The sequence below is a fragment of the Microbispora bryophytorum genome (genome assembly GCF_043197435.1).
Classification (GTDB): domain Bacteria; phylum Actinomycetota; class Actinomycetes; order Streptosporangiales; family Streptosporangiaceae; genus Microbispora; species Microbispora bryophytorum.
In genome coordinates, this window is sequence record NZ_JBICTF010000010.1 from 44,080 (window position 1) to 68,791 (window position 24,712).

Annotated in this window: 20 protein-coding genes; 6 read left to right on the forward strand and 14 right to left on the reverse strand. The window is 72.4% G+C overall.

Translation table 11 applies throughout. The features are described from left to right. Nucleotides 1-9: 9 nt before the first annotated feature. Nucleotides 10-1,425, reverse strand: coding sequence for an NAD(P)/FAD-dependent oxidoreductase (locus ACGFIB_RS29060; protein WP_393376312.1), 1,416 nt, complete (start codon nucleotides 1,423-1,425; stop codon nucleotides 10-12). Between the two features lie 196 nt (nucleotides 1,426-1,621). Between ACGFIB_RS29060 and ACGFIB_RS29065 the strand changes: the two genes are divergently transcribed. Beyond that, the gene (locus tag ACGFIB_RS29065) at nucleotides 1,622-2,698 is read left to right on the forward strand and encodes a GNAT family N-acetyltransferase (RefSeq protein WP_357261760.1); all 1,077 of its coding nucleotides are present in this window, start codon (nucleotides 1,622-1,624) and stop codon (nucleotides 2,696-2,698) included. Nucleotides 2,699-2,782: 84 nt separating this feature from the next. Here ACGFIB_RS29065 and ACGFIB_RS29070 read toward each other — a convergent pair whose 3' ends face one another. Further along, nucleotides 2,783-3,331 (reverse strand): YciI family protein, encoded by a 549-nt coding sequence (locus tag ACGFIB_RS29070; RefSeq protein WP_357288218.1) that lies wholly within the window; start codon nucleotides 3,329-3,331, stop codon nucleotides 2,783-2,785. Nucleotides 3,332-3,386: 55 nt separating this feature from the next. Between ACGFIB_RS29070 and ACGFIB_RS29075 the strand changes: the two genes are divergently transcribed. Next, nucleotides 3,387-4,343, forward strand: coding sequence for a hypothetical protein (locus ACGFIB_RS29075; protein ID WP_393376314.1), 957 nt, complete (start codon nucleotides 3,387-3,389; stop codon nucleotides 4,341-4,343). A gap of 323 nt (nucleotides 4,344-4,666) precedes the next feature. Here ACGFIB_RS29075 and pgl read toward each other — a convergent pair whose 3' ends face one another. The 6 genes from pgl to tkt all read right to left on the reverse strand — a co-directional run bounded on the left by pgl (nucleotide 4,667) and on the right by tkt (nucleotide 12,991). Next, nucleotides 4,667-5,446 carry a 6-phosphogluconolactonase gene (gene pgl, locus ACGFIB_RS29080; RefSeq protein WP_357248162.1) on the reverse strand — a complete coding sequence of 260 codons (780 nt, stop codon included), beginning with the start codon at nucleotides 5,444-5,446 and terminating at the stop codon, nucleotides 4,667-4,669. Continuing rightward, on the reverse strand, nucleotides 5,443-6,366 hold the full coding sequence (locus ACGFIB_RS29085; RefSeq protein WP_142572481.1) for a glucose-6-phosphate dehydrogenase assembly protein OpcA: 924 nt from the start codon (nucleotides 6,364-6,366) through the stop codon (nucleotides 5,443-5,445). Before ACGFIB_RS29085 ends, pgl begins: the two co-directional genes overlap by 4 nt. Before the next feature lie 49 nt (nucleotides 6,367-6,415). Further along, entirely contained in the window at nucleotides 6,416-7,936 is a 1,521-nt protein-coding gene (gene zwf / locus ACGFIB_RS29090; RefSeq protein WP_142572544.1) for a glucose-6-phosphate dehydrogenase, read from the reverse strand. Between the two features lie 205 nt (nucleotides 7,937-8,141). Beyond that, nucleotides 8,142-9,767, reverse strand: a complete 1,626-nt coding sequence (locus tag ACGFIB_RS29095) for a glucose-6-phosphate isomerase (RefSeq protein ID WP_142572480.1) — start codon at nucleotides 9,765-9,767, stop codon at nucleotides 8,142-8,144. A gap of 7 nt (nucleotides 9,768-9,774) precedes the next feature. Then, on the reverse strand, nucleotides 9,775-10,878 hold the full coding sequence (tal, locus tag ACGFIB_RS29100) for a transaldolase (RefSeq protein WP_357248165.1): 1,104 nt from the start codon (nucleotides 10,876-10,878) through the stop codon (nucleotides 9,775-9,777). Nucleotides 10,879-10,888: 10 nt separating this feature from the next. Next, nucleotides 10,889-12,991 carry a transketolase gene (gene tkt, locus ACGFIB_RS29105; protein WP_393376316.1) on the reverse strand — a complete coding sequence of 701 codons (2,103 nt, stop codon included), beginning with the start codon at nucleotides 12,989-12,991 and terminating at the stop codon, nucleotides 10,889-10,891. Nucleotides 12,992-13,244: 253 nt separating this feature from the next. Here tkt and ACGFIB_RS29110 point away from each other — a divergent pair, with 253 nt between their 5' ends. Next, nucleotides 13,245-14,198 carry a heme o synthase gene (locus tag ACGFIB_RS29110; protein ID WP_189105026.1) on the forward strand — a complete coding sequence of 318 codons (954 nt, stop codon included), beginning with the start codon at nucleotides 13,245-13,247 and terminating at the stop codon, nucleotides 14,196-14,198. A 133-nt stretch (nucleotides 14,199-14,331) separates the two neighbouring features. Here ACGFIB_RS29110 and ACGFIB_RS29115 read toward each other — a convergent pair whose 3' ends face one another. Continuing rightward, entirely contained in the window at nucleotides 14,332-15,882 is a 1,551-nt protein-coding gene (locus ACGFIB_RS29115; protein WP_357248168.1) for a N,N-dimethylformamidase beta subunit family domain-containing protein, read from the reverse strand. A gap of 139 nt (nucleotides 15,883-16,021) precedes the next feature. Between ACGFIB_RS29115 and ACGFIB_RS29120 the strand changes: the two genes are divergently transcribed. Then, a complete protein-coding gene (locus tag ACGFIB_RS29120) occupies nucleotides 16,022-17,332 on the forward strand; it encodes a PrsW family intramembrane metalloprotease (protein ID WP_393376318.1) in 1,311 nt (436 codons plus the stop codon). A gap of 290 nt (nucleotides 17,333-17,622) precedes the next feature. Next, nucleotides 17,623-18,702, forward strand: a complete 1,080-nt coding sequence (locus tag ACGFIB_RS29125; protein WP_393376319.1) for a lytic polysaccharide monooxygenase auxiliary activity family 9 protein — start codon at nucleotides 17,623-17,625, stop codon at nucleotides 18,700-18,702. A 259-nt stretch (nucleotides 18,703-18,961) separates the two neighbouring features. Here the strand turns inward: ACGFIB_RS29125 and ACGFIB_RS29130 are convergent, their stop codons facing one another. Continuing rightward, nucleotides 18,962-19,765 carry a SanA/YdcF family protein gene (locus ACGFIB_RS29130; protein ID WP_393376321.1) on the reverse strand — a complete coding sequence of 268 codons (804 nt, stop codon included), beginning with the start codon at nucleotides 19,763-19,765 and terminating at the stop codon, nucleotides 18,962-18,964. 6 nt (nucleotides 19,766-19,771) lie between these two features. Beyond that, nucleotides 19,772-20,770 carry a COX15/CtaA family protein gene (locus ACGFIB_RS29135; protein ID WP_393376323.1) on the reverse strand — a complete coding sequence of 333 codons (999 nt, stop codon included), beginning with the start codon at nucleotides 20,768-20,770 and terminating at the stop codon, nucleotides 19,772-19,774. A gap of 169 nt (nucleotides 20,771-20,939) precedes the next feature. Here ACGFIB_RS29135 and ACGFIB_RS29140 point away from each other — a divergent pair, with 169 nt between their 5' ends. Then, nucleotides 20,940-21,626 carry a GntR family transcriptional regulator gene (locus ACGFIB_RS29140; protein ID WP_317984875.1) on the forward strand — a complete coding sequence of 229 codons (687 nt, stop codon included), beginning with the start codon at nucleotides 20,940-20,942 and terminating at the stop codon, nucleotides 21,624-21,626. A gap of 97 nt (nucleotides 21,627-21,723) precedes the next feature. Here the strand turns inward: ACGFIB_RS29140 and ACGFIB_RS29145 are convergent, their stop codons facing one another. The 3 genes from ACGFIB_RS29145 to ACGFIB_RS29155 all read right to left on the reverse strand — a co-directional run bounded on the left by ACGFIB_RS29145 (nucleotide 21,724) and on the right by ACGFIB_RS29155 (nucleotide 24,522). Continuing rightward, nucleotides 21,724-22,632: an EamA family transporter gene (locus ACGFIB_RS29145; protein WP_142572472.1), complete on the reverse strand. Its 909-nt coding sequence runs from the start codon at nucleotides 22,630-22,632 to the stop codon at nucleotides 21,724-21,726. Between the two features lie 160 nt (nucleotides 22,633-22,792). Next, nucleotides 22,793-23,509 carry an ABC transporter permease gene (locus ACGFIB_RS29150; RefSeq protein WP_142572541.1) on the reverse strand — a complete coding sequence of 239 codons (717 nt, stop codon included), beginning with the start codon at nucleotides 23,507-23,509 and terminating at the stop codon, nucleotides 22,793-22,795. Between the two features lie 56 nt (nucleotides 23,510-23,565). Next, nucleotides 23,566-24,522 (reverse strand): ABC transporter ATP-binding protein, encoded by a 957-nt coding sequence (locus ACGFIB_RS29155; protein WP_393376324.1) that lies wholly within the window; start codon nucleotides 24,520-24,522, stop codon nucleotides 23,566-23,568. Nucleotides 24,523-24,712: the final 190 nt, after the last annotated feature.

A 24,712-nucleotide genomic window follows, 5' to 3' on the forward strand; every position in this document is an offset into this window, starting at 1 on the left:
ATCAGCCTTTCAGTGCCCGGTGATCTTGTCGGCGATCCTGGCCAGTACGGACGTCCTGGCCATGCCCCTGTTCTCGCGGGCGTCGGCCAGGCGGTAGAGACGGTACATCGAGTGGACGCCGAGCCAGCGCAGCGGCTCGGGCTCCCAGGCGCGCACCCGCCGGTCCACCCACGGCATCCGGGTCAGGTCGGTGTCGCGGCGCAGCACCAGGTCGCACAGCGTGCGCCCGGCCAGGTTGGTGGTGGTCACGCCGTGGCCCGTGTAGCCGCCCGCCCAGCCGAGGCCGGTCACGGGGTCCAGGTGGACGGCCGAGCACCAGTCGCGCGGCACGCCGAGCACGCCCGACCAGGCGTGCTCCACCCGCGACCCGGCGACGGCGGGGAAGAATGCGACCAGCAGGTCCCACAGGGCGTCCACGGTCCAGTCGTGCGTGTGCCCCCGCTCGTCGATCCTCGATCCGTACAGGTAGGGCCTGCCACGCCCGCCGAAGGCGATGCGGTCGTCGGCCGTGCGCTGGGCGTACATGTAGTAGTGCGCCATGTCGCCGAGCAGCTCATGGCTCTGCCAGCCGATCTCCGCCCAGACCCGCTCGGGCAGCGGCTCGGTGACGATCATGGAGCTGTTCATGGGCAGCCAGTCGCGGTGGTGACCGGTGATGGTGGCGGTGAACCCCTCGGTGCAGCGCAGCACGTGGTCCGCCCGCACGGTCCCGTACGGCGTGACCGCCGCCGCCGGGTGTGTCCTTCCACCCGGCGTGATCGCGGTCACCGGGGTCTGCTCGTAGATCTCGACGCCCAGGTCCCGTACGGCCCGCGCCAGACCGCGGACGAGCTTGGCCGGCTGGATCCTGGCGCAGTGCGGGCTCCAGGTGGCCCCGGTGGCGCCCGCCACGCGCAGCCGGTCGTTCATCTCGTCGGTGGTCAGCAACCGGACGTCGTCGGCGTCCCAGCCCCAGGCGCGCTGGCCCGCCAGCTCCTCGCGCAGCCGCAGGTCCTGCGCCGGGCCGCGGGCGACGGTGAGCAGGCCGCCCTTGACGATGTCCGCGTCGATGCCCTCCCCGCGGGCGACGCGGATGACCTCGTCGACAGCCTCGAACATCGCGCGCTGCAGCCGCCGGGCCCCGTCCCGTCCGTGGGTCTTGGCGTACCGCTCGGGTGAGCCGGCCAGCGCGCCGGTCAGCCAGCCGCCGTTGCGTCCCGACGCGCCGAACCCGGCGAACTCCTTGTCCAGCACGACGATCCGCAGCGACGGGTCGGCCTTCTTCAGGTAGTAGGCGGTCCACAGTCCGGTGTAGCCGGCGCCGACCACGGCCACGTCGGCCCGCAGGTCGCCGCCGAGCGGCTCTCCGGGCGCGGGCATCCCCCGCGACCGGTACCAGAAGGACACCTCGCCGTTGACGAAACCGGGGGACAGAGGAGCGGTCATGGTGCACATCCTGCTGTATCCGTACTCATCCCGCCATTCGGCGACGGATGTCGTGGAGATTCACGAGGACACATGCGGATAACAGTATTCGTAACGTCCTCCATCGGAAGGAAACCATCGGCTCACCGCCGTGTAGCAGGCGCGTAACAGCGCTCCGGCACGCTGAAGGCCGGCACAACGGAGGGAGCGGGTAGCGATGGGGTTCTTCCGGATCCGTACGACCGTGGACGAGCGGCCCGGGCGCCTGGCGTCGCTGGCGACCGCCCTGGCCGGCAAGGGCGGCAACATCCTGGGCCTGTCGGTGCAGCCCGACACGGACGGCACGGTCGACGAGTTCGTCACGGACATCCCCGCCTCCCCCGAGGCCGTACGCGAGGCGCTGGAGGCCGCGGGCGGGAGGCGGGTGCGGATCGTGCCGGCCACCGCGCACGAACTGACCGACGAGCCGACCCGCACGCTGCTGCTGGCCGCCCGGCTGCGCTCGGCTCCCTGGCGCCTGCCGGAGATCCTGGGCGAGCTGCTGCGCGCCGACGACGCCCGCTGGGTGTACGGCGCGAACGCCGTGCGCTCGCGGGAGGAGGACGGCGAGCGGGCCGAGGGAGAGGCACTGGAGCTGCCCGACCCGACCCTGCTCGTAGTGCCAGTGGCGCCGCGGCGGTCCATCCGGCTGCGCCGCTCCGGGCTCCCGTTCACCCTGACCGAGGCGGCCCGCGCCGCGGCGATGGTGCGGCTGACGCAGCCGCCGGCGGAACCGTCCGCGGCCGAGGGGCCGGTGCGGCTCGCCGACGGCGCGGAGGTTCAGGTCAAGCCGCTGACCTCGCTCTACCGCGAGGCGCTGCGCGACCTGCACGAGCGCTGCTCACCAGAGACGCGCAGGTTCCGCTACTTCACCGCCAACCCCACCCTGCCGCCGCGCGTCTTCGACCGGCTGTGCGATCGGGCCCGCGGCCAGTCGCTCGTCGTCGGGCACGACGGCCAGGTGGTGGCGCTCGCGTCGCTGACGTTCTCCGCGGACCCCGGCATCGCGGAGATCGCCTTCCTCGTGGAGGACCGCTGGCAGGGCCGGGGGCTCGGCGGCCGGTTGGCGCGGATGCTCCTCGCCCAGGCAAGGGACCTCGGTTTCGCCGAGGTGCGGGCGACCCTTCTGCACGACAACACGCGCATGCGCAGGCTGCTCGGCTCCCTCGGCGCGACGCTCACCCACACCGAGGATCCCGGTGTGATGGAGGCGCGGATCGCCGTGGGCGTGATGGCGACGGCTTCCCCGAGCTGACGTCATCACAGGTGATCCTCCTGGTCCGGTGTTGCTCAGGGCACCGGACCAGGACGGGTCGCCGTGCTTGGTCGCCGCGGTGCGTCAGCGCCGCCCGCCGAACTCCCAGTCGTGCACCTCGATGTCGGCGTACCGGCCCTGGGTCAGGACGGCGCGTGCCGCGTCCGGGTCAGGCGCCCGGACCAGCACCGCCGTACCCAGCCAGGTGGCGCCGTCATCGGACAGCAGCGGCCCATAGGCGATCAGCTCGTCCCGGCCGGGCGGCGGGACGAGGTCGGCGGCCTCCCCGGAGCCCAGGCCCAGCACCAGGTATCGGTTGCCGCCGTCCCTGCCGCCGGGGAAGTCCCACATGGTGCGACCCAGCACGTTGCGCCAACGCCGTACCATCACGTCCCGATACACACCGGCCTGGTAGTTGGGCTCGTCGAAGGCGAACGCACGCGCCGCGGCGGGATCCGGTAGGTCCACGATGTGCACGCTGCCGGTGGCGACGTCGGTGACGCAGTCGAAGGTCGGGCCACGGGCGATCAGCTCCGCGTCGTACCGGTCCATGTAGGACCAATGCTCTTCCAGCAGTTCGTCGCGCAGCGCCCCCGAGCCGGGCCGGTCGCGGTGATAACAGAAGAACTCCATGGGAGGAGTACCTACCATGGTGGAACGCGGCGGAGAAGTCGGGTACACGTGGTCTGTGGACGTCGACGAGGCCGCCGACCGGCTCTACGGCATGGTGCCCGATGAGTTCACCTCGGCCCGCGACGCGCTGGCCAAGGAGGCGAAGGCGGCGGGCGACGCGGCGCTGGCCAAGCGGATCAAGGCGCTGCGCAAGCCGACCGTCGTGGCCTGGGCCGTCAACCGGACCGCCCGGGAGCGGAGCGAGGAACTCGGCCGGCTGCTCGACCTCGGCCGGCGGCTGCGGGACGCGTGGCGGGCCCAGGACGCCGACGCCCTGGCCGAGGCGGGCCGCGAACGGACCCCGCTCATCGCCCGTCTCGTCCGGTCCGTGCGCGAGACGGCGGAGGAGGCCGGGCGTCCGCTGGCCCCGGCCGCCGACCTGGAGATCGAGCAGACCCTCGACGCCGCCGTGGTGGACGAGGACGCGGCCGAGCAGGTGCGTCTGGGCCGGCTGACCCGCCCTCTGGGCTACAGCGGCTTCACACCCGCGCCGATCGTACGGCCCGCACCCGAACCGGCAGCGCGGAAGAAGCCCGGACGCCGGGAAGCCGAGCAGGAACGGCACACAGCGGAGCGGGAAAAGCGCAGTGCGGAGCGGGAAAAGCGCAGTGCGGAGCGGGAAAAGCACAGTGCGGAGCGGGAACAGCACAGTGCGGAGCGGGAACGCCGGATCAAGGAGCTGGAAGGCGCCCTCGCCGAGGCCGAGCGGGCCGCGCTGGAGGCGGAGCGTGGCCGCGCCGACTGGGAAGCCGAGCGAGCAGAGGCCGCGCGCGAGCGCGAGCGGCGGACGGCCAGGGTCGAGACGCTCAACGCGAAGCTGGCCAAGGCCAAGGACAAGCTGAACGCGGCCGAGCACCGGCTGGAGGTCGCCCACCGCGAGGAGACGACCGCCGAACGCGCCGCGCGGTCCGCCCGCCGGCGCGCCGACCAGGCCCGCGCCGCCCTGGACGAGGCCCGCTCAGGCCACGAATGAAGGCACGGCGGGAAGGAGCGGGCAGGAGGGAGGGAGGCCCACAGCGAAGGCCCTGCGCATTGGGCTTCGCGAAGGCCGGACCTTACGCCCGGCGCGGCGGGCTTCGCGAGGACCGGACCTTACGCCCGGCGCGGCGGGTTTCGCGAGGACCGGACCTTCTGCCTGTGCGGCGGGCTTCGCGAGGGCCGGACCTCACGCCCGGCGCAACACCCGGCGCAGTGACGTCGGTCAGCGGGCGGTGCTGCCTCACCTTGGTGACGTCTCACATCGGAACGGCCGGGCAGGGGCGTGTGCCCCGGCCCGGCCGTTCCGGTGATCTCCCGTCAGGGGGAGGCGATCCGCCCCAGCGATGGTGGGATCTTGTGTGCGGCGGCGCGGTCGAGCAGGAACAGCGTGCGCTGCCGCCCGCGCGCCCCGGCGGCCGGAATCTGGAACGGCCCGGCGTCGGACAGCGCCATCCTGACCGCCTGCGCCTTCTCCTCGCCCGCCGCGACGACCCAGACCTCCCTGGCGGCCCGCAGCGCGGGGAACGTCAGCGACAGCCGGGTCGGCGGCGGCTTGGGGGAGCCGTGCACGGACACGACCGGCCGCTCCTCCTCGTAGACGGCCGGTTGGCCGGGGAACAGCGAGGCCACGTGGCCGTCGGGGCCCATGCCGAGCATCAGCACGTCGAACGACGGCACCGGCCCGTGGTCCTCCGGCCTGGCCGCCTTGGCCAGCTCCACCGCGTACGCGTCGGCGGCCTCCTCGGCGGTCATCCCCGAGTCGGGGCCGGGCATCGGGTGCACCCGCGCGGGGTCCACGTCGACGTGGTCGAGCAGGGCCTGACGCGCCCCGGTCTCGTTGCGCTCGGGATGACCGGTCGGCAGGAACCGCTCGTCGCCCCACCAGACGTCGAGCGTCCGCCAGTCGATGGCGTCGTGCGCCGCCGTCCCCGCGAGGGCGGCCAGCGTCGCGATGCCCACGGTGCCGCCGGTCAGCACCAGGTGCGCGGAACCGCGGGCCGCCTGCGTGTCCACCAGCCGCGTGATGAGGCGGGCGGCCACGGCCTGGGCCAGCACTTCGGCGTCGCGGTGGACGAGGACGGTGGGAACGCCGGTCACGCCCGTCCCCGCCCCTTCATCTCCGCCAGCCGGCGGATCGCGGCGGCGTAGATGTCGTCGGGGTCGAGCCTGCGCAGCTCCTCGGACAGCAGCTCCGAGGTCGGCCTGCGGGCCAGGGCGACCCGCCGGTCGGGGTTGCCGGGCCGCGACAGCGTGGCGAGCCTGGCGTCGGTCCTGCTCACCGTCAGCTCGCCACCGCCCTCGATGGACAGCCGCACGCCCGTCAGGCCGGGGCCGGCGGAGTCGGCGATCTCGATCGGCGCCTCCAGCCGGTCGCACAGCCAGGCGGCCAGCAGCGGCGCGCTGGGGTTGCCCGCCGCGGCCTCGACCACGCCCCCGGTGATCTTCCCCATGGGCTGGTCGAAGGCGGCGGCCAGCAGGCTGCGCCACGGCGTGAGCCGGGTCCAGGCCAGGTCGGTGTCGCCGGGGACGTAGCTGCCGGCCCGCGAGGAGATGGCGGCGACCGCCTCCCCGGCCGATCTGGCGTCCAAGATCCGGCGGCTGCCCAGGTGCCCGATCGGGTGCTTGGCGGGAATCTCCGGGCACTCGCCCGGCCACCACACCACCACCGGCGTGTCGGTGAGCAGCAACGGCGTGATCACCGAATCGGCGTGCTCGGTCAGCTCGCCGTACAGGCGCAGCAGCACGACCTCGCCCGGTGCCGACTCGCCCACGCGGATCTCCGCGTCCAGCCGGTTGGGCTCGGCCGGGTCGCGGATGATCACCATGAGGATGCGCGAGGGGTGCTCGCGCGCCGCGTCGGTGGCCGCGCGCAGGGCGTCGTACTGTCCCGCCTCGTCCACCACCACGACGAGGGTCAGCACCATGCCGACGGCGGGCGCGCCCATCTGGTGCCGCAGCCGGGTGAGCGTCGAGGAGATCCTCGACGCGGTCGTCTCGGTCAGGTTGAAGGTCGTCACACCGCTCTCCGCTCGCTTGACCCCAGATGCGCCGTGCTGACAGCCGCGTTCACAGCCGCCTCCAGGCGCGTCCGTCCCTGGCCAGCATCGCGTCGGCCGAGGCGGGACCCCAGGAGCCGGACGCATACCCCTCGGGCTGGCCCTGGGAGGCCCAGAACTCCTCGATCGGGTCGAGGATGTTCCACGACAGCTCCACCTCCCGCTGGTGCGGGAACAGCGGCGGATCGCCGATGAGCACGTCGAGCAGCAGCCGCTCGTAGGCCTCGGGGGAGGACTCCATGAACGACTCGCCGTAGGCGAAGTCCATGTTGACGTCCCTGACCTCCATGGCCGTGCCCGGCACCTTGGAGCCGAAGCGCACCGTGATGCCCTCGTCCGGCTGGACGCGGATGACCAGCGCGTTGTGCCCGAGGATCTCGGTGTCGTCCTTGCTGAACGGCAGGTGCGGCGCCCGCTGGAAGACGATGGCCACCTCGGTCATGCGGCGGCTGAGCCGCTTGCCCGTACGCAGGTAGAACGGCACTCCGGCCCACCGGCGGTTGGCCACCTCCAGCTTGACCGCGGCGTACGTCTCCGTGGCGGAGTCCGAGGAGATGCCCTGCTCCTCCAGGTAGCCGACGACGGGCTCACCGCCCTGCCAGCCCCGGACGTACTGACCGCGGGCGGTGCCGGTGGCCAGGTCGGCGGGCAGCTTGACGGCCCGCAGCACCTTCTCCTTCTCCCGGCGCAGCGCGTCGGCGTCGAAGGAGGTCGGGTCCTCCATCGCGACCAGCGCGAGGAGCTGGAGCAGGTGGTTCTGGATCACGTCACGGGCGGCGCCGATGCCGTCGTAGTAGCCGGCCCGGCCGCCGATGCCGATGTCCTCGGCCATCGTGATCTGGACGTGGTCGACGTACCCGCGGTTCCAGATCGGCTCGTACAGCGTGTTGGCGAAGCGGAGCGCCAGGATGTTCTGGACGGTCTCCTTGCCGAGGTAGTGGTCGATCCGGAAGACCGAGCTCTCCGGGAACACCGCGCTGGTGATCGCGTTGAGCTCCTGGGCGCTCTTCAGGTCGTGCCCGAACGGCTTCTCGATGACGACCCGGCGCCAGGAGCCGTCGGGGCCCTTGGCCAGGTTCGTCCGCTTGAGCTGCTCGATCACGAGCGGGAAGAACTTCGGCGGCACCGACAGGTAGAACGCGTAGTTGCCGCCGGTGCCCCGGGTCTCGTCGATCTCCCTGAGCATCATCGCGAGCACGTCGAAGGCGCCGTCGTCGCCGAACTCGCCCGGGCAGAAGTGGATGCCCTCGCTGAGCTGCTTCCAGACCTCCTCGCGGAACGGCGTCCGCGCGTGCTCCTTGACCGCCTCGTACGTGACCTGGGCGAAGTCCTCGTGTGCCCAGTCGCGGCGGGCGAAGCCGACCAGGGAGAAGCCCGGGGGCAGCAGCCCCCGGTTCCCCAGGTCGTAGATCGCCGGCAGCAGCTTGCGCTTGGCGAGGTCGCCGGTGACGCCGAACAGCACGAGCACGCACGGCCCGGCGACCCGGGGCAGGCGCCGGTCGCGCGGGTCGCGCAGCGGGTTGGCGGCCATGGTCAGCTCGGTGGTCGCGGTCGTGGCCGCCTGAGCGGCGGCCAGGATCACCCGCTCCGCGTTCGTCAGCTCGTCCCCCGCCTCCTGCGCGGCGCCGGACGAGTCCGGCGCCTGCAGAGCGTCGTCGGCGGGGGCCTGCGGCTCCTGTTGCTCCGTCATGTGTCCTCCCTGCGGACGGGCCCTTCGCCAGTAACGCATCGCATGGTCAGAGCTCCTCCGCCACGGAGAGCAAATGCCTGATCCCGGCGACGCGGTCGGTGAGGTGCAGGCGCACGGCCGGCCGGCCGCGGGAGGTCAGGGCTCCCAGGTCGCCCAGCGCCTGCGCGAGTTGCAGCCGGCCCAGCGTGTAGGGCTTGCCGGGGACCTCGACGTCGTCGGTCACCACCCCGGTGATCTGCAGGAACACCCCGGCCTCCGGCCCGCCCTTGTGGTACTGGCCGGTGGAGTGCAGGAAGCGCGGGCCCCAGCCGAACGTGATCGCGTGGTCGGTGCGGTAGTCGAGCAGCGCCCGCAGGGTGGCGACGTCGGCGCTCGCCCAGGTCTCGGTCATCTCCTCGAAGGACGCATCGCCGATGACCGCCGCGTCGAACGCCGCCTCGCGGTCGAGGTACGCCATGATCGCCAGGTAGCCGCGCTCGGGAATCGCGCGCAGCAGCCAGGTGAGGACGTCGGCCAGGTTCTTGAGGTCGCCGGGCAGGTCGCCGTACACCTCGACCGGGCCGTCGGTGAGCACCGGGGTGCCGGTCGGCAGCGGGCCGTCCCCGGCCTCCTGCAGGATCCGGGTGGTGTTCTCCTTCGACTCGGCGACGTTGGGCTGGTCGAACGGGTTGATCCCGAGCACCCGGCCCGCGATCGCCGTCGCGTACTCCCAGACGAGGAACTGCGCGCCGAGCGGGCCGTCGACGGTCGTGCCGCTGTCGGGCCCGATGGTGACGAGGAACTGGTCGCGGGCCTCGGCGGCCTCGGCGCCGACGACGGGCAGGATGCCCTTGCCCTCCTTGCCGGTCGACTCGGCGATGAGCTGCTCGATCCAGTCGGGCAGGCCGGTGATTTCGGAGGGCGCGTCGCGCAGGATGAGCTTGTCGCGCCCCTGCAGCGCCCGCGCGCCGAGCAGCGCGCCGAGCTCCAGGCCCGGGTTGCCCTCGTCCTGCGCGAGCAGCGGCGCCACCGCGGCGGCGTCGTCGAGCAGCCCCGCCACGTCGGCGCCCGCCAGGGCGCTCGGGACCAGGCCGAACGCGGTGAGCGCGCTGTAGCGGCCGCCCACGTTCGGGTCGGCGAGCACCACCGGATATCCGGCCTCGATGGCCGTCCGCTCCAGCGGCGAGCCGGGGTCGGTGACGACCACGATCCGCTCGGCAGGGTCGATCCCCGCGTCGCGGAACGCCTGCTCGTAGATGCGCCGGTGGCTGTCGGTCTCGATCGTGCCGCCGCTCTTGCTCGCCACCACGACGATCGTGCGGTCGAGCCGGTCGGCGAGCGCGCGCCGCACCTGGTGCGGGTCGGTCGTGTCGAGGACGGTCAGCGGCACGTCCCCGGTTGCGCAGATCACCTCGGGAGCGAGGGAGGAGCCGCCCATGCCGGCGAGCACCACGTGGTCAAGGCCCTCGGCGCGGGCCCGCTCCACCAGCGTGGCGATCTCCGGGAGCAGCTCCCGGCTGCTGCCGGGCAGGCCGAGCCAGCCCAGCCGGATCGCGGCCTCCGGCTGCGCCTGCGGGCCCCACAGCGCGGAGTCGCCCGCGGCGAGAGCCGCGGGCACCCCCTCGGCCACGAGCTTGTCCTTGACCGCCGCGACGGCGTCCGCCTCGTCGCCGAGGGTCACCTCGATTGACATATGCAGCTCAGGCCTTCCGCAACTCGCTGTCGACGGTTTCGAGAAGCTCGGTCCAGGACGCCTCGAACTTCTCGACGCCCTCCTCCTCCAGCGCGCGGACGACGTCGTCGTAGTCGATGCCGGCCTGCTTCAGCGAGGCCATGACGTCCCACGCCTGCTGGTAGAAGGGGCGGATCGTGTCGCCCGAGATCCGGGCGTGGTCGGCCGAGGAGTCCAGCGTCTTCTCCGGCATGGTGTTGACGATCCCGGCCGTGACCAGCTGCTCCACGTACAGCGTGTCGGGGTAGTCGGGGTTCTTCACACCGGTGGAGGCCCACAGCGGGCGCTGCGGGCGCGCGCCGGCCGCGCGCAGCGTCTGCCAGCGCGGCGAGTTCACGATCTCCTCGTACGCGGCGAACGCGAGGCGGGCGTTGGCCACGGCGGCCTTGCCCTTCAGCTCGGCGGCCTCCGGCGAGCCGATCTTGTCGAGGCGCTTGTCGATCTCGGTGTCGACGCGGCTGACGAAGAACGACGCGACCGACTCGATCGTGGCCAGGTTGAGGCCGTTGGCCTTCGCCTTCTCCAGGCCGCTCAGCCAGGCGTCCATCACCTGGCGGTACCGCTCCAGCGAGAAGATCAGCGTGACGTTGACGCTGATGCCCTCGGAGATGGCCTGGGTGATCGCCGGCAGGCCCTCGACGGTCGCCGGGATCTTGATGTGCAGGTTGGGCCGGTCGACCAGCCACCACAGCGCACGGGCCTCGGCGATCGTCGCCTCGGTCCTGCGGGCCAGGCGCGGGTCCACCTCGATCGACACGCGCCCGTCGACGCCGCGGGTGGCGTCGAAGACCGGCCGCAGCACGTCGGCCGCCCAGCGGATGTCGAACGTGGTGATCGCGCGTACGGCCTCCTCGACCGTCACGCCGCGGGTGGCGAGGTCGCGCAGCTGCGCGTCGTAGGCGTCGCCCTTGCTCAGCGCGGAGGCGAAGATCGTGGGGTTGGAAGTGACTCCGGTCACGTTCTTGTCGCGGATCAGGGCGGCGAGGTTGCCGGAGCGCAGGCGCTCCCGGCTGATGTCGTCGAGCCAGATGGAGACTCCGGCGTCAGTCAGCCGCTTCAGATTCTCATTCATCCTTCGTCCCTCAGTTTCCGGTCGTCTCGCCCTTGTCGGCGCCCGTCTTGGCCAGGCTGGCCTTGGCGGCGGCGACGACGCGGTCGGCGGTGAGGCCGAACTGCTCGTAGATCGTCTTGTACGGTGCGGACGCGCCGAAGTGCTCGAGACCCAGGACCTCGCCCGCATCTCCCACGAACTCGCGCCAGCCCAGCGTGATTCCCGCCTCGACCGCGACCCGGGCCTTGACGGCGGGGGGCAGCACGGTCTGCTTGTAGGCGGCGTCCTGCTCCCGGAACCACTCCACGCACGGCATCGAGACCACGCGGGTCGCGATGCCCTGCGACTCCAGGATCGTGCGGGCCTCGACGGCGAGCTGGACCTCGCTGCCGGTGCCGATGATCACGACGTCGGGCTGGCCGTTGGACGCGTCCTGCAGGACGTAGCCGCCGCGCGCGACGGCGTCGGGGTCGCCCGCGCCGTCCAGGGTGGGAACGTTCTGCCGGGTCAGCGCGAGGCCGGCCGGGCGGTCGTTGTGCTCAAGGACGGCCTTCCACGCGGCCGCCGTCTCGTTGGCGTCGGCGGGGCGGACGACGTCCAGGCCGGGGATCGCGCGCAGCGCCCACAGGTGCTCGATCGGCTGGTGGGTCGGGCCGTCCTCGCCGAGGCCGATCGAGTCGTGCGTCCAGACGTAGGTCACCGGCAGCTTCATCAGCGCGGCCAGCCGCACCGACGGACGCATGTAGTCGCTGAACACCAGGAACGTGCCGCCGTACGGACGGGTGCCGTTGTGTAGCGCGATGCCGTTCAGGATCGCGCCCATGCCGTGCTCCCGGATGCCGAAGTGCAGCGTCCGGCCGTACCGGTTCCCGGGGAACTCCTTGGTCTGGTACTCGTCCGGGATGAAGGACGGCTCGCCCTTCATCGTGGTGTTGTTGGACTCCGCGAGGTCGGCCGAGCCGCCCCACAGCTCCGGCAGCACCGGCGCGAGCGCGCTCAGCACCTCGCCGGACGCCTTCCGGGTCGCGACCTGCGAGCCGATCTCGAACGACGGCAGCGCCTTGTCCCAGCCCTCCGGCAGCCTGCGCTTGGAGATCCGGTCGAACAGCTCCGCCCGCTCGGGGTTGGCCTCGCGCCAGCTCTGGTAGCCCTTGTCCCATTCGGCGCGCAGGGCCCGGCCGCGCGCGACGACCTCACGCGCATGGTCGAGCACGTCGGCGGGCACCTCGAAGCTCTTGTCGGGGTCCATGCCGAGGACGCGCTTGGTCGCGGCGACCTCGTCGGCGCCCAGGGCCGAGCCGTGGATCTTGCCGGTGTTCTGCTTGTTCGGCGCGGGCCAGCCGATGATGGTGCGGAGCTTGATGAACGTCGGCCGCTCGGTCTCCGCGCGGGCCGCCTCCAGCGCGTCGTACAGCGCCTGGACGTCCTCCTTGTACTCCCCGGTCGCGGTCCAGTCGACCTCCAGGACGTGCCAGCCGTACGCCTCGTACCGCTTCGCGATGTCCTCGGACAGGGCGATCTGGGTGTCGTCCTCGATGGAGATGTGGTTGGAGTCGAAGACCACGGCCAGGTTGCCGAGCTTCTGGTGGCCGGCCAGAGCGCTGACCTCGTGGCTGATGCCCTCCTCCAGGTCGCCCTCGGAGGCGAAGCACCAGATCATGTGGTCGAACGGCGAGGCGCCGGGCGCGGCGTCCGCGTCGAACAGGCCGCGCTCGCGGCGGGCCGCCATGGCCATGCCGACCGCGTTGCCGAGGCCCTGGCCGAGCGGGCCGGTCGTGGTCTCCACGCCGGCCGTGTGGCCGTGCTCGGGGTGGCCCGGGGTGAGGCTGTCCCACTGCCGGAGCGCCTTGAGATCGTCCAATGTCAGGCCGTAGCCGGACAGGTAGAGCTGAATGTAGAGCGTGAGGCTCGAATGCCCACAGGAAAGGACGAACCTGTCTCGTCCCGCCCACTTGGGATCCGAGGGGTCGTGACGCAGGATCCGCTGGAACAGAAGGTAGGCGGCGGGCGCGAGGCTCATCGCGGTGCCGGGGTGACCCGATCCCGCCTTCTCCACGGCGTCCATCGCCAGGGCCCGCACGACGTCGACCGCCTGCCGGTCAAGATCACTCCACTCAAGGCTTGCGCTGCTCAACTGCTCGATCCCCTCTTGTTTTTCGCGCCGGTTCTGGCATTTCCCGCCCACAGGGGACCCTAACGGGTTCCTCGTAATACCGTTTGGTAGCCACCTCGGTAACAGCGCCTGCGGCTTCGGCCCCGGTTCGGGGACCACCTGCGGTGGCGACTACAGTGATTGACCAAGTGCCGGCTGCCGCCCGCAGACAGGCTGCCCGGAGATCCGCCCTAATCAGAGGTTACGCGTTGACCCCGCATGTGATGGAAGCGCCTTGACGGTCCTGACGAACAAGCAGACGGTGACCCCCCTCGGGTCCGCCGCCACGGCCACGGCTCCCCGCTCCATCGGGGCGCTCGTGAAGGCCTACGTGGCGCTCACCAAGCCCCGGATCATCGAGCTGCTGCTGATCACGACCCTGCCGGTCATGTTCCTCGCGGCGCATGGCCTGCCCGACCTGTGGACCGCGACCGCCACCATGGTCTTCGGCACCCTGTCGGCGGGCAGTGCGAACGTCCTGAACTGCTACATCGACCGGGACATCGACCGGACGATGCGGCGCACCCGCAGGCGGCCGCTCGCCAAGCACGACGTGTCGCCGGCCGGAGCGCTGGTCTTCGGTGTGATTCTCGGCACTCTTTCCACGCTCGGGCTCGCGCTCACGGTCAACGGACTGGCCGCCGCGCTGTCGCTGGGCGCGATCCTGTTCTACGTCTTCGTGTACTCGCTGGTGCTCAAGCGGCGCACGTCGCAGAACATCGTGTGGGGCGGCATCGCCGGCTGCATGCCGGTGCTGATCGGCTGGGCCGGCATCACCGGCGGGCTGTCGTGGGCCCCGGTCGTGCTGTTCGGCGTCGTGTTCTTCTGGACGCCGCCGCACACCTGGACGCTCGCCATGCGCTACCGCGAGGACTACGCGGCGGCCGCCGTGCCGATGCTTCCGGTGGTCACCACCGAGCGCCGGGTCGTCCAGCAGGTCGTCGTCTACACCTGGGCCACCGTGCTGTGCTCGCTGCTGCTGTGGCCGATCGCCGGCACCTCCCTGCTCTACCCGGCCGCCGCGCTCGTGCTCGGCGCGGTCTGCCTGGTGGAGGTCTACCGCCTGCTCGGCCGGGTCAACGCCGGCAAGACCGGCGTCGACCTGCGCCCGATGCGGTTCTTCCACTGGTCGAACATCTACCTGGCGCTGCTGTTCCTCGCCGTCGCGCTGGACTCCCTGTTCGCCTGATTCACTCGCTTCACCCAGGAGGTCCCGTCCGGGATTCGGACGGGACCTCGTCTGTGCGTCGCTCTGAGCGGGCGGGCGGTCAATCCGGCCCAACCCGCGAAGACTCGGCGAACCCCCGGCGACGCCCTGAGCGTCAGGCGCGATAGGTGCGGCGGACGTTGTCGTCGGGCGCGGGCAGGCGCTCGGCGGCCGGTCCCTCGGCGAAGCCCTTCAGCAGGTTGGTCGTCGCCGCGGTGACGAAGGCCCGCGTACGCGCGTCGATGCCGTGGGCCCGCGGCAGGTCGCGGGTGCGCGCCATGAGCGTCTCGGCCCACCGCATGGTCCCCGAGGCGAACACCCCGGCCCCGCCCGGGGCCGTGTAGTAGGCCGCGTCGGCGAAGCTGGGCCGCCCCACGCAGGTCACCGGCGAGTGGGCGAGGATCTGCAGCGGCCTGGGCGTCGGCACGTCGGTGTTCACCCGGTCGTACTCCACGCCCACGAGGTGCGCGAACGCGTCGCCGCGGCGCACGCCGGTGCCCGCGAAGATCCAGTGACGGGGCTCGTGCACCACGAACGGCGCGTCCACCGGATATCCGTCGTAGTAGACCCCGATGAGCGACGACTCGGGATCGGCCTTCGGCGCCGCGCGGAAGTCGGTCGTCGCCAGCGACGGGCGCGTCCGGACGAGCGGGTCGCGGTCCACCGCCGTCTTGTAGCAGACCACCAGCTTGCCGTCCTCCTCCATCCGGACGCGGCGGAAGCAGGTGTTGGCGCCGAGGAAGGCCAGGTTGGCGCCGGCGTCGCGGGCCTCGGTCACCGTGCGGCGCATCCCGGGCGTCCAGTACTCGTCGTGCCCCAGGAAGATCACCGCGGAGGCGCCGGTGAGCACGTCGTCGCCGGCCTCCAGGTCGCCGCCCGTCGTGTACGCCAGGGGCAGGCCGAGCCGTTCGGCGAGGGCCACCACCGGCCGTTCGTGGATGAGGAACTTCTCCATCCCGGTGCTGTCGTAGGGCCGGTCGAAGCTGACCGCGAGCGAGCGGCTCTCGTAGCGGCCGTCCTCGCCGTAATAGAGGCTGTAGCCGCCCCACCGGTTGTACGCCTGCCAGGTGGGGGTGGCGTGGACCAGGACCGTCCGGCCGGCCGCGGAGGCCGAGCGCACGACCAGCGGCACGTACCGCTGGTGGCCGCGCTCGGTGTCCAGACGCAGCAGGTAGGCCCCCTCCGGCCAGCCTTCCGTGGACACGCTCAGGGAGCGCCGCCACCCGGCCCGTACGGTGCGGGTGTCGCCGGCGAGCCGTCCGCGGCCCTGGTCGTGTCCCCTCATCCAGCCCGAACGCCACACCCGGCGGGCGAGTGTCCCGCCGTACCAGCCCATCCGGTAGGCCGTGACCCGGTAGCGGCCCTCGGTGGTGGAGACGTGCAGCCCGAACGACTCGCCGGGCAGCACGCTGGCGCGGTCGCCGTAGCCCTCGATCGCCTCGTCCGGGCCCCGCCTGCGCAGCCGCCAGTCCGCGTCGCCGGGGAGCAGCCGTTCCGCCGTCGCCTTCCTGGCCGGCGACGAGGAGGTGGCAGAGGGCGAAGGGGAGGCGGGAGTGGAGCCCTCCCGGGACCCGGGCGCGCATGCGGCGACCGAGCCGACGGCGGCGGCGCACGCGACACGGAGGAAACCGCGTCGTCCGAGCCCCTCACGTGGTGCGACATCCATGATCGCCCATTGTGCCCGCAACCGGCACGTGCTCGGGACGACCGCGTGCCTGCGGGATACTTGCCATGGCACGGAATGCGTAGGGATCTTTTGAGGCCGGAGGAGGACCGCGGCGGGCGTGGTCGGTTACAGTCGCACAGTGGCAGGCCTCGACCCCCGCGCCGTTCTCAGAGAGCGTCCGTCCATCGGCCTCATCGTGGGTCTGGTCGTCGCCGGAATCTGCGCCCTGGTGTCGTTCTCCTTCGACATCATCAACGGCGATCCGGTCCAGTTCTTCATCGCCCTCGGGCTCGCCGTGGCCCCCGTGCCGCTGCTGCTCGCTGGCGTGCTCGCCCTCGACCGCATGGAACCTGAGCCGCGCACCAACCTGATCTTCGCGTTCGCCTGGGGCGCGGGCATCGCCGTGCTGCTCGCCGGCGTGCTCAACTCGCTCAACCTCGTCTACGTGGCCCATCAGCTCGGGGACGCGACGAGCGCGCGCAACCTGGTCGCCACCTTCGGCGCCCCGCCCGTGGAGGAGACGGCCAAGGGGCTGGTCCTGCTCGGGCTGCTGTGGTTCCGGCGGCAGGAGCTGGACGGGCCCACCGACGGGATCATCTACGCCAGCATGGTCGGGCTCGGCTTCGCCATGTCGGAGAACGTCAGCTACTACCTCGCCGCGCTGGAGGAGAACGGCGCGCAGGGGCTCGCCGCGACACTCGTGCTGCGGGCCGTGCTGTCGCCGTTCGCCCATCCGCTGTTCACCTCTCTGATCGGCATCGCCGTCGCGTACGCCGCCCAGCGCGGCGGCGCGGTGGGGGTCGTCGTCATCGTCATCGGGTGGATCGGCGCGATGGTGCTGCACGGCCTCTGGAACGGCTTCGCCACGTTCGCCGGCCTCGGCGGGCTCGCCATCGCCTACCTGCTGCTGATGATCCTGCTCATCGTCGAGCTCATCGTGATCTTCCGGGACAGACGGCGGATCGTCGGCCTGATCCACCACTACCTGCCGCCGTACGAGCGCAACGGGCTGATCAACCAGGCCGACATCTTCATGCTGTCGTCCCTGCGCCGCCGTCGGCAGGCCAGGGTGTGGGCCAAGGCCCACGGCGGCAGGGCCGGGGCGCGGGCGATGATCGACTACCAGGTCGCCTCCACCGAGCTCGGGCTGCTGCACGCCCGCGCGGCCCGGGGCGGGGTGGACGAGGAGGCCTTCCGCGCCCAGCAGCGCTCGCTCGCGGACCTCATGGCCTACGCCAGGCTGTCGTTCCCGCTGCCGGAGCGCCACCAGGCGAACGCCGCGCGGGGGATGCCTCCGCCGGGGTACGCGCCGGGCGCCCCGCCCCCGGGCCGATGGCAGGGCGGTGGCCCCGCCGTGCCGCCCTGGTACGGACAGCCGCCGGGCCCGTCACAGGGCGGTCCCGGGCCGGGTGCCGAGCCGGGCGCCGGGCCCGGTGACCCGCCGCGCTGAGTCCACGCCGCGCTGAGTCCACGCGGCGGCACGATCGCGGTGCCGCTTGGCCCAGGCGGGCGGTGCGTGTTTCAATCACAGTGCGCGGTGGCCACTTGATGGGTGGGCTCCAGGAGGGCGTGTGGCGATGCCGCATGCGTTCTTCTCGTACGACAGCCCGAGACGGCGCGACCTTCCCGCGAAGGCGTGCCCGCCCACCATGAGGAGAACCCCCCACCATGGGAACCCCCAGCGAGAAAACCCCCGGCACGAGACTCACACGGCAGTCCGCGCGTGTGAGATCGCTGTCGATGACATCCGGGCGAAAATTCGCCGTCCTCGCCGCCGTCGCGGCCGTGCTCGCCGGTCTCATCGCGGTCCTGACGCAGACCGCGGCCGAGGCGCACGGCGCCCTGCAGGCCCCCGCGAGCCGCACCTACGCCTGCTACACCGACGGCCTCACCGGCGGCCAGATCATCCCGAACAACCCCGCCTGCAAGGACGCCGTGGCGGCCGGCGGCACCCAGCCTCTCTACGACTGGTACGGCGTGCTCCGCTCCGACGGAGGCGGCCGCACCCGGGGCTTCATCCCCGACGGCCAGCTGTGCAGCGGTGGTTTCAGCAAGTACGCCGCCTACGACGCGCCACGGACCGACTGGCCGACCACCACGCTGAAGGCCAACAGCACCTACAACTTCGTCTACGGCGCCTGGGTGCCGCACCCCGGTGGCTTCAAGCTCTACGTCACCAAGGACGGCTGGGACCCGACCCAGCCGCTCACGTGGGACGACATGGAGGAGCAGCCGTTCCTCACGGCCGACCCCGAGCCTGAGGTGAGCAACGGCGCCTATCGCTTCTCCGGCAAGCTGCCCGACAAGAGCGGCCGGCACATCATCTATGCGGTCTGGTACCGGTCGGACAGCCAGGAGACCTTCTACGGCTGCTCGGACGTGAACTTCCTCCGCGACGGCGCCTCGCCCAGTCCCTCGCCCAGTCCCTCGCCGAGCGCCTCGCCCACCAGGAGCCCGTCGCCCGGCCCGTCGCCCACCAGGAGCCCGTCGCCGAGCCCCTCGGCCTCCCCGACGTCCGGGAACCCGGCGTGCACGGCCACGGTGAAGCTGACCAACACCTGGCAGGGCGGCTTCCAGGGCGAGGTCACGATCAAGAACACCGGCACGGGCCCGCTCAACGGCTGGTACATCCAGTGGCAGATGTCGAACGGCGCGACGATCACCCAGGCCTGGAACGGGACGTCCATGCAGAGCGGGCCGTTCGCGATGATCCACGCCCCGGAGTGGAACTCCTCGCTGGCTCCGGGGGCCTCGGCCACGGCCGGGTTCCTCGGCAGCGGGTCGGCCACGCCGTCGATCAGCGACATCAGCTGCGGCTGAGCGAGGCCCGACCTCGCCGGGCACGGCCCGGCGCCGAGTCCGCGGGAGACGCCCGGGGGGCCGTCATGGCGGCCCCCCGGGCGTTGCGCGATGGGTGGACGGAGGAGGATCCGCCTCGTACCCGCGGTGCGATAGCCACTGTGGGTGTGGCCTCACCTCCCTCTGGGGATGGTGGGAGCGCTCCCACGTCGCCCGGACCCTAACGCGTCACGCCGTCACCGGCCAGTGGACGGACCTCCGCCCGTTCCGTCGGCCCAGCTCAGGGCGGGCCGCCCGGTGAAAGTTTCGCGCGCCGCCCGCCGCGCCCCGGCGAGACGGGGAGTCGGCCGGCCAGCGCGCGGTCGAGCGCGGTCTCGCGACGGCCGAGGAAGCGTGGTGAGGAGTGCAGGATCACGCTGTCCAGCAGGCCCTTGGCGGAGGCGGGAAACTCCCTGACGGCGTAGACCACCGTCTCGAGCGGCCAGTCGCGGCTGGAGTCGTCGCCGACGCCGAACGCGTCCAGCCCGGCCGCGCGGCACAGCGCGACGGCCCGGGGAAGGTGGAACACCTGGGTCACGACGAGGAGGCGGGACGCGCCGAAGACCTCTTTGGCCCGTACGCAGGAGTCCCACGTGTCGAATCCGGCGTAGTCGAGCACGATCTTTGCGGCCGGGACGCCGTGCGCGATCAGGTAGTCACGCATGATCGAAGGCTCGTCGTAGTCCTTGCGGCTGTTGTCGCCGGACAGCAGCAGGGCCCGCGCCTTGCCCGTGCGGTACAGCTCGGCGGCGATGTCGAGCCGGGCGCCCAGCATCGCACTGGGTTTTCCGTTCCAGACGCCCGCGCCGAGCACGAGCGCGGCCGGCATCGCGGGCACCTCGGCGGTCCAGCGCGTGCCCGGCTCGGCCGTCACCCGGTGGGCGGCGCTCGTCAGCCAGGCCCAGGTCATCGGTGCCAGCGGCAGCACGGTCAGGGCGACGAGCCCCTGGAACCCCCGGCGCAGGCCCGTACGCGACCAGGTCCAGGGGCGGACGACCCGAGACAGGAGACCTCCGCGCGACGAGGAGCCCGGTGACCCCTCCACCTCGGGTCACACCCCCGCGTGGTGCGGCTCCGGCTGCTCGGGAGCGGGGACGGGTGCGGGGCCCCGGCTCCGCATGAGGAAGACGACGCGCAGCGCGCAGATCCACACGAGCGTGGCTCCCAGCACGTGCAGGAGCACCAGGGCCGCGGGGACGGCGAGGAAGTACTGCACGTAACCGATCACGCCCTGGGACAGCTCCACCCCGAGCAGCACGAGCGCGCCGCGCCGGGCGCGGACGGGGGAGCCGGTGACGTGCAGGGCGAACAGCAGGGCGAACGTCAGCCCGACGACGACGTAGACGATGTCGGTGTGCAGCCGCACCACGCTCTGGATGTCGAAGCCGAAGCGGGAGGCCGCCTCGTCTCCCGAGTGCGGCCCGGTGCCGGTGACCACGACCCCGGCCAGCAGCAGCACGAAGGCCGCCGCGGCCAGCACGTACGCGAGGGTGCGGATGTCCTTGTGGACCAGCCGCCGCGCCGGGGCGTCGCCCTCGCCCGCCCGGGCGAACAGCACGACGGCGGCGGCGGTCATCCCGATGGACAGCAGGAAGTGGACGCTGACGGTCACCGGGTTGAGCAGCGTGTGGACCACGACCCCGCCCCACAGGGCCTGGACGAGGACGCCGGCCGGCTGCACCAGCGCGAGCCGCAGCAGGACCGGCCGGCCGCGCTCGCCCCGCGACAGTCGCCACGCGGCGATCACGCACGCGACCGCGACCGCGAGCACGAGGAACGACAGCAGCCGGTTGCCGAACTCGATCGCCATGTTGACCGGCGCGTGCGTGTCGATCCTCGCCGGCACGAAACTGTCGGGCGTGCAGCGCGGCCAGGTCGGGCAGCCCAGGCCCGAGCCGGTGACGCGGACGGCGGCGCCGGTGACGGTGATGCCGATGTTGACCACGATCGCCGCCAGGGCCCACCGCCGCATCGACTCGCTCGTCGGGAACATGAACGAGCGGTAGAAGGCGAGCAGCGTGCCGCGGATCCGGTCAGTCGTGGGATTCACGGAATTCATCGTAGGCGGCCCTGTGGGCGGTCCCTCTCCCGGGCCGCGCGGGCCTCCGCCGCCTCGGGCCCGCCGCGTCCGCGCTGATCGTTTTCCCGGCAGGGCCGGTACGATCGGCCGTACGGGACCGAGGAGGGGCCGGTCGATGGGCGGGGCGGGGAACGGACCGGTGGACCGCGCGTGTGACGACCTCCATGCGCCGGGCGCCGGAGCGCGGCAGAACCTGCGCGAGCGGGTCGCGCAGGCGCTGCGCGACGCGTTGGTGGCCGGGGAGATGCGGCCCGGCGTCGTCTACTCGGCCCCCGCGCTGGCGGCCAGATTCGGGGTCTCGGCCACGCCGGTGCGCGAGGCGATGCTCGATCTCGCCAAGGAGGGCCTGTTCGAGGCCCTGCGCAACAAGGGATTCCGGGTCGCGGAGGTGTCCGAGCGCGACCTCGACGAGATCATCGAGATCAGACGGCTGCTCGAGGTGCCGACGGTGGCCCGGCTCGCCGGTCAGTGCCCGGCCGCGGAGGCCGAGGCGCTGCGCCCGATCGCCGAGGAGATCGTCTCGGCCGCCGGAAGGGGCGACCTGCTCGCCTACGTGGCCGCCGACCAGCGGTTCCACCTCGCGCTGCTGGCCCTGTCGGGCAACGCCCGGCTGGTCGAGACGGTCAGGGACCTGCGCGGCAGGGCCCGGCTCTACGGGCTGCGCGGGCTGCCCGACGCGCGGATGATGGCGGCCTCGGCGTGCGAGCACCTCGACCTTCTCGACGCCCTCGTACGCGGCGACGCCGCGGCGGCCGAGAGCCTGATGAACCACCATCTCCAGCACGTGCGCGCGATCTGGTCGGGCGGGCCGGCGTCGCCCTGGTGACCGCGTCGAACACCGCGTCGGACGCCGGGTCGAACGCCGGGTCGAACGCCGGGTCGAACACCGCGTCGAACGCGCGATCCCGCGGCCGACCGGACGCTCAGGCGTCGGCGCGGGTGGCGCCGATGGAGGCGACGACCACGCAGCCGATCGCGGCCCACTCGCGAATCTGGAGCACCTCGTGCAGGACGAACAGGCCGACGAGCGCGGCGGCGGCGGGCTCCAGGCTCATCAGGATGCCGAAGACCCGCTTGGGCATCCGGCGCAGGGCCTCGAGTTCCAGCGAGTAGGGGATGACGGAGGAGAGCAGGCCCACCCCCGCGCCGACCAGCAGGATCTCGGGCCGCAGCAGATCACTCCCGCCCGCGGTGACTCCGATGGGCGCGACGACGATCGCGGACACGATCATGGCGAACGACAGCCCGCTCGCGCCGGGGAAGCGGGCGCCGGTGGCCTGGGAGAACACGATGTAGGCGGCCCAGAACGTCCCCGCCAACGCGGCGAAACCGATTCCCGCCCAGCTCACGGTCCCCGCCTGTCCCCAGGGGGCGAGCAGGATCACGCCCGCGGCGGCCAGCGTCACCCACAGCAGGTCGACCCGGCGGCGGGAGGACACCACGGCCAGGGTGAGCGGCCCGAGGAACTCGATGGCCACCGTGACCCCGATCGGCAGCCGGGCGAGGGCCTCGTAGAACGACAGGTTCATCAGCCCGAGGCTGAGCCCGAACGCGACGCCGACGGTGACGTCGCGCCACGACAGCCCGCGCACCCTGGGCCGGACGACGGCCAGCAGCATGACGGCGCCGGTGGCGATGCGCAGGAAGACCACGGCCGAGGGGGGCAGCTGCGTGAACAGGTTCTTGGCCAGTCCGGCGCCCACCTGGACCGACAGGATGCCCAGCAGCACCAGCCCCGACGGGGGTATCGCGTCCGAGGCGGCCCGCAGGGCCCTGCCCGGCGACGGCCTCATGCGATACGGCTCGGCTCCCGGAAGGGATTCAGCGGTCATGCCGGCGGCCCCACAAAATGGCATAGATCACGAATAAACGCCGCAATCATATGCGCTGAGCAGCAGCTCGCCGGTGCGGCCCCCCGGCGTCGCTCCCGCGCCGTCACTTCCGGAGCCCGGGGTCGTTCAGGCCGCCCGGTGGCAGTCCCGGCGGCTCGCGTCACTCCCAGCGGAAGGTGCGGGCGGCCAGGACGAGCCCGGCCACCGTCCAGCACAGCAGCACGAGCAGCGCGCCGCCGGGGAAGCCGCCGCCGGCGCTCAGGACGGTCCGCAGGCCGGAGGTGAGCGCGCTGATCGGCAGCAGTCCGAGCACGTGCTGCACCCCGGCGGGGAACCGGTCAAGCGGGAACAGCACGCCGCCGAGCCCGAGCAGCACCAGGTAGACGAGGTTGGCCCCGGCCAGCGTCGCCTCCGCCCGCAGTGTGCCGGCCATGAGCAGGCCGAGGCCGCTGAAGGCGGCCGTGCCCAGCAACAGGAGCGGCACCGCCCACAGCGGGTCGCCGTGCGGCGACCAGCCGAGCGCGAGCGCCACCGCGACGATCACCACGACCTGCAGCGCCTCCACGGCGACGACCGCGACGGTCTTGGCCAGCAGCAGCCCGGTCCGCGACAGCGGGGTCGCGCCCAGGCGCTTGAGCACGCCGTACCTGCGCTCGAAGCCGGTCGCGATCGCCTGCCCGGTGAACGCGGTCGACATGACCGCGAGCGCGAGGATGCCGGGGGCGACGAAGTCGATGCGCGCGCCGGCGCCGACGTCCACCAGCGGGACGGTGGAGAAACCGACGAGCAGCAGGATCGGGATGATCAGCGTGAGCAGGAGCTGCTCGCCGTTGCGCAGCATGGCGCGGATCTCCGCGCCCGCCTGGGCGAGGACCATCCGGTGCAGCGGCGCGGCTCCCGGCCGCGGCGTGAGGTCCAGCGTGGCGATCGCGGTCACCGCAGCTCCCTGCCGGTCAGTTCGAGGAAGACGTCCTCCAGCGTGCGCCGCTCGATGCGCAGGTCCTCGGTGGTGACGCCCTCGGTGGCGCACCAGGCGGTGACGGTGGCGAGCAGCTGCGGGCCGACCTGCCCCTCGATGATGTAGTGCCCCGAGGGCGACTCCTTGGCGGCGCTGCCCGGCGGCAGCGCGGCCAGCAGTTCCTCCAGGTCGAGTCCCGGGCGGGCGCGGAACCTGAGCTGACGCTCGGCGCCGGTCAGCGACTCGGGCGTGCCTTCGGCCACGACCCGGCCGTGGTCGATGATCACCACGTGGTCGGAGAGCTTCTCGGCCTCGTCCATCTGGTGGGTCGTCAGCACCACCGACACTCCGGCCGCGCGCAGCGCGGCGACCAGGTCCCAGCAGGCGTGCCGTGCCTGCGGGTCGAGCCCGGCGGTCGGCTCGTCGAGGAAGACCAGTTCGGGCCGTCCGATCACCGCCGCCGCGAGCGACAGGCGCTGCTGCTGGCCGCCCGACAGCCGCCGGTACGGCGTGCGCGTGTGGTCGGTCAGGCCGAGCACGCCGAGCAGGGCGCCGGGGTCGAGCGGGTGGGCGTGGAACCCCGAGACCACCCGCAGCCACTCGCCCGCGCGGGCGGCGGGAGGCACCCCTCCCGTCTGCGGCATGATTCCCAGGCGCGGCCTCAGGGCGGGGTCGGCCGGTTCCAGGCCGAGCACGCGCACGGTCCCGCCGTCCGGTCTCCGGAAGCCCTCACAGATCTCGATCGTCGAGGTCTTGCCCGCGCCGTTCGGCCCGAGGATCGCGGTGACGGCGCCCCGCGCGCAGGTGAGGGTCAGCCCGTCGACGGCCGTGGTGCTTCCGTAGCGCTTGACCAGCCCGTCGATCTCGACCGCCGGCGCGACGCCGCCCGCGCCGCCGAGCGTGCTGTCGAACGCGCTGTCAACCTCCGGCACTCCCACCGGCCCCCCCTCACAGGACCGACCGCCGGAGCGGGCTGGATGCGGGCCGCCCTGGTCGGTCGTCGACGGCATCGAGTCTAGGGAGCGGGGGGCGCGCTCTCGTCGGCGAGTGCCGCCATTCCAGCCCCGGGAGGCAAAGGATGCGGAAAAGTCTCATCGTCGCAGGTTAGGTAAGGCTTGCCTG

Excerpts from the sequence above, each read along its gene's own strand:
- ACGFIB_RS29095 (WP_142572480.1), bottom strand. The coding sequence starts at position 9,767 with ATGTCAATCGAGGTGACCCTCGGCGACGAGGCGGACGCCGTCGCGGCG.
- ACGFIB_RS29070 (WP_357288218.1), bottom strand. The coding sequence starts at position 3,331 with ATGGAGTTCTTCTGTTATCACCGCGACCGGCCCGGCTCGGGGGCGCTG.
- ACGFIB_RS29060 (WP_393376312.1), bottom strand. The coding sequence starts at position 1,425 with ATGACCGCTCCTCTGTCCCCCGGTTTCGTCAACGGCGAGGTGTCCTTC.
- ACGFIB_RS29150 (WP_142572541.1), bottom strand. The coding sequence starts at position 23,509 with ATGGTCCTCGCCCAGGCGGGCGCGGAGATCCGCGCCATGCTGCGCAAC.
- ACGFIB_RS29125 (WP_393376319.1), top strand. The coding sequence starts at position 17,623 with ATGACATCCGGGCGAAAATTCGCCGTCCTCGCCGCCGTCGCGGCCGTG.
- ACGFIB_RS29115 (WP_357248168.1), bottom strand. The coding sequence starts at position 15,882 with ATGGATGTCGCACCACGTGAGGGGCTCGGACGACGCGGTTTCCTCCGT.
- zwf (WP_142572544.1), bottom strand. The coding sequence starts at position 7,936 with ATGGCCGCCAACCCGCTGCGCGACCCGCGCGACCGGCGCCTGCCCCGG.
- ACGFIB_RS29145 (WP_142572472.1), bottom strand. The coding sequence starts at position 22,632 with ATGACCGCTGAATCCCTTCCGGGAGCCGAGCCGTATCGCATGAGGCCG.
- tal (WP_357248165.1), bottom strand. The coding sequence starts at position 10,878 with ATGAATGAGAATCTGAAGCGGCTGACTGACGCCGGAGTCTCCATCTGG.
- ACGFIB_RS29065 (WP_357261760.1), top strand. The coding sequence starts at position 1,622 with ATGGGGTTCTTCCGGATCCGTACGACCGTGGACGAGCGGCCCGGGCGC.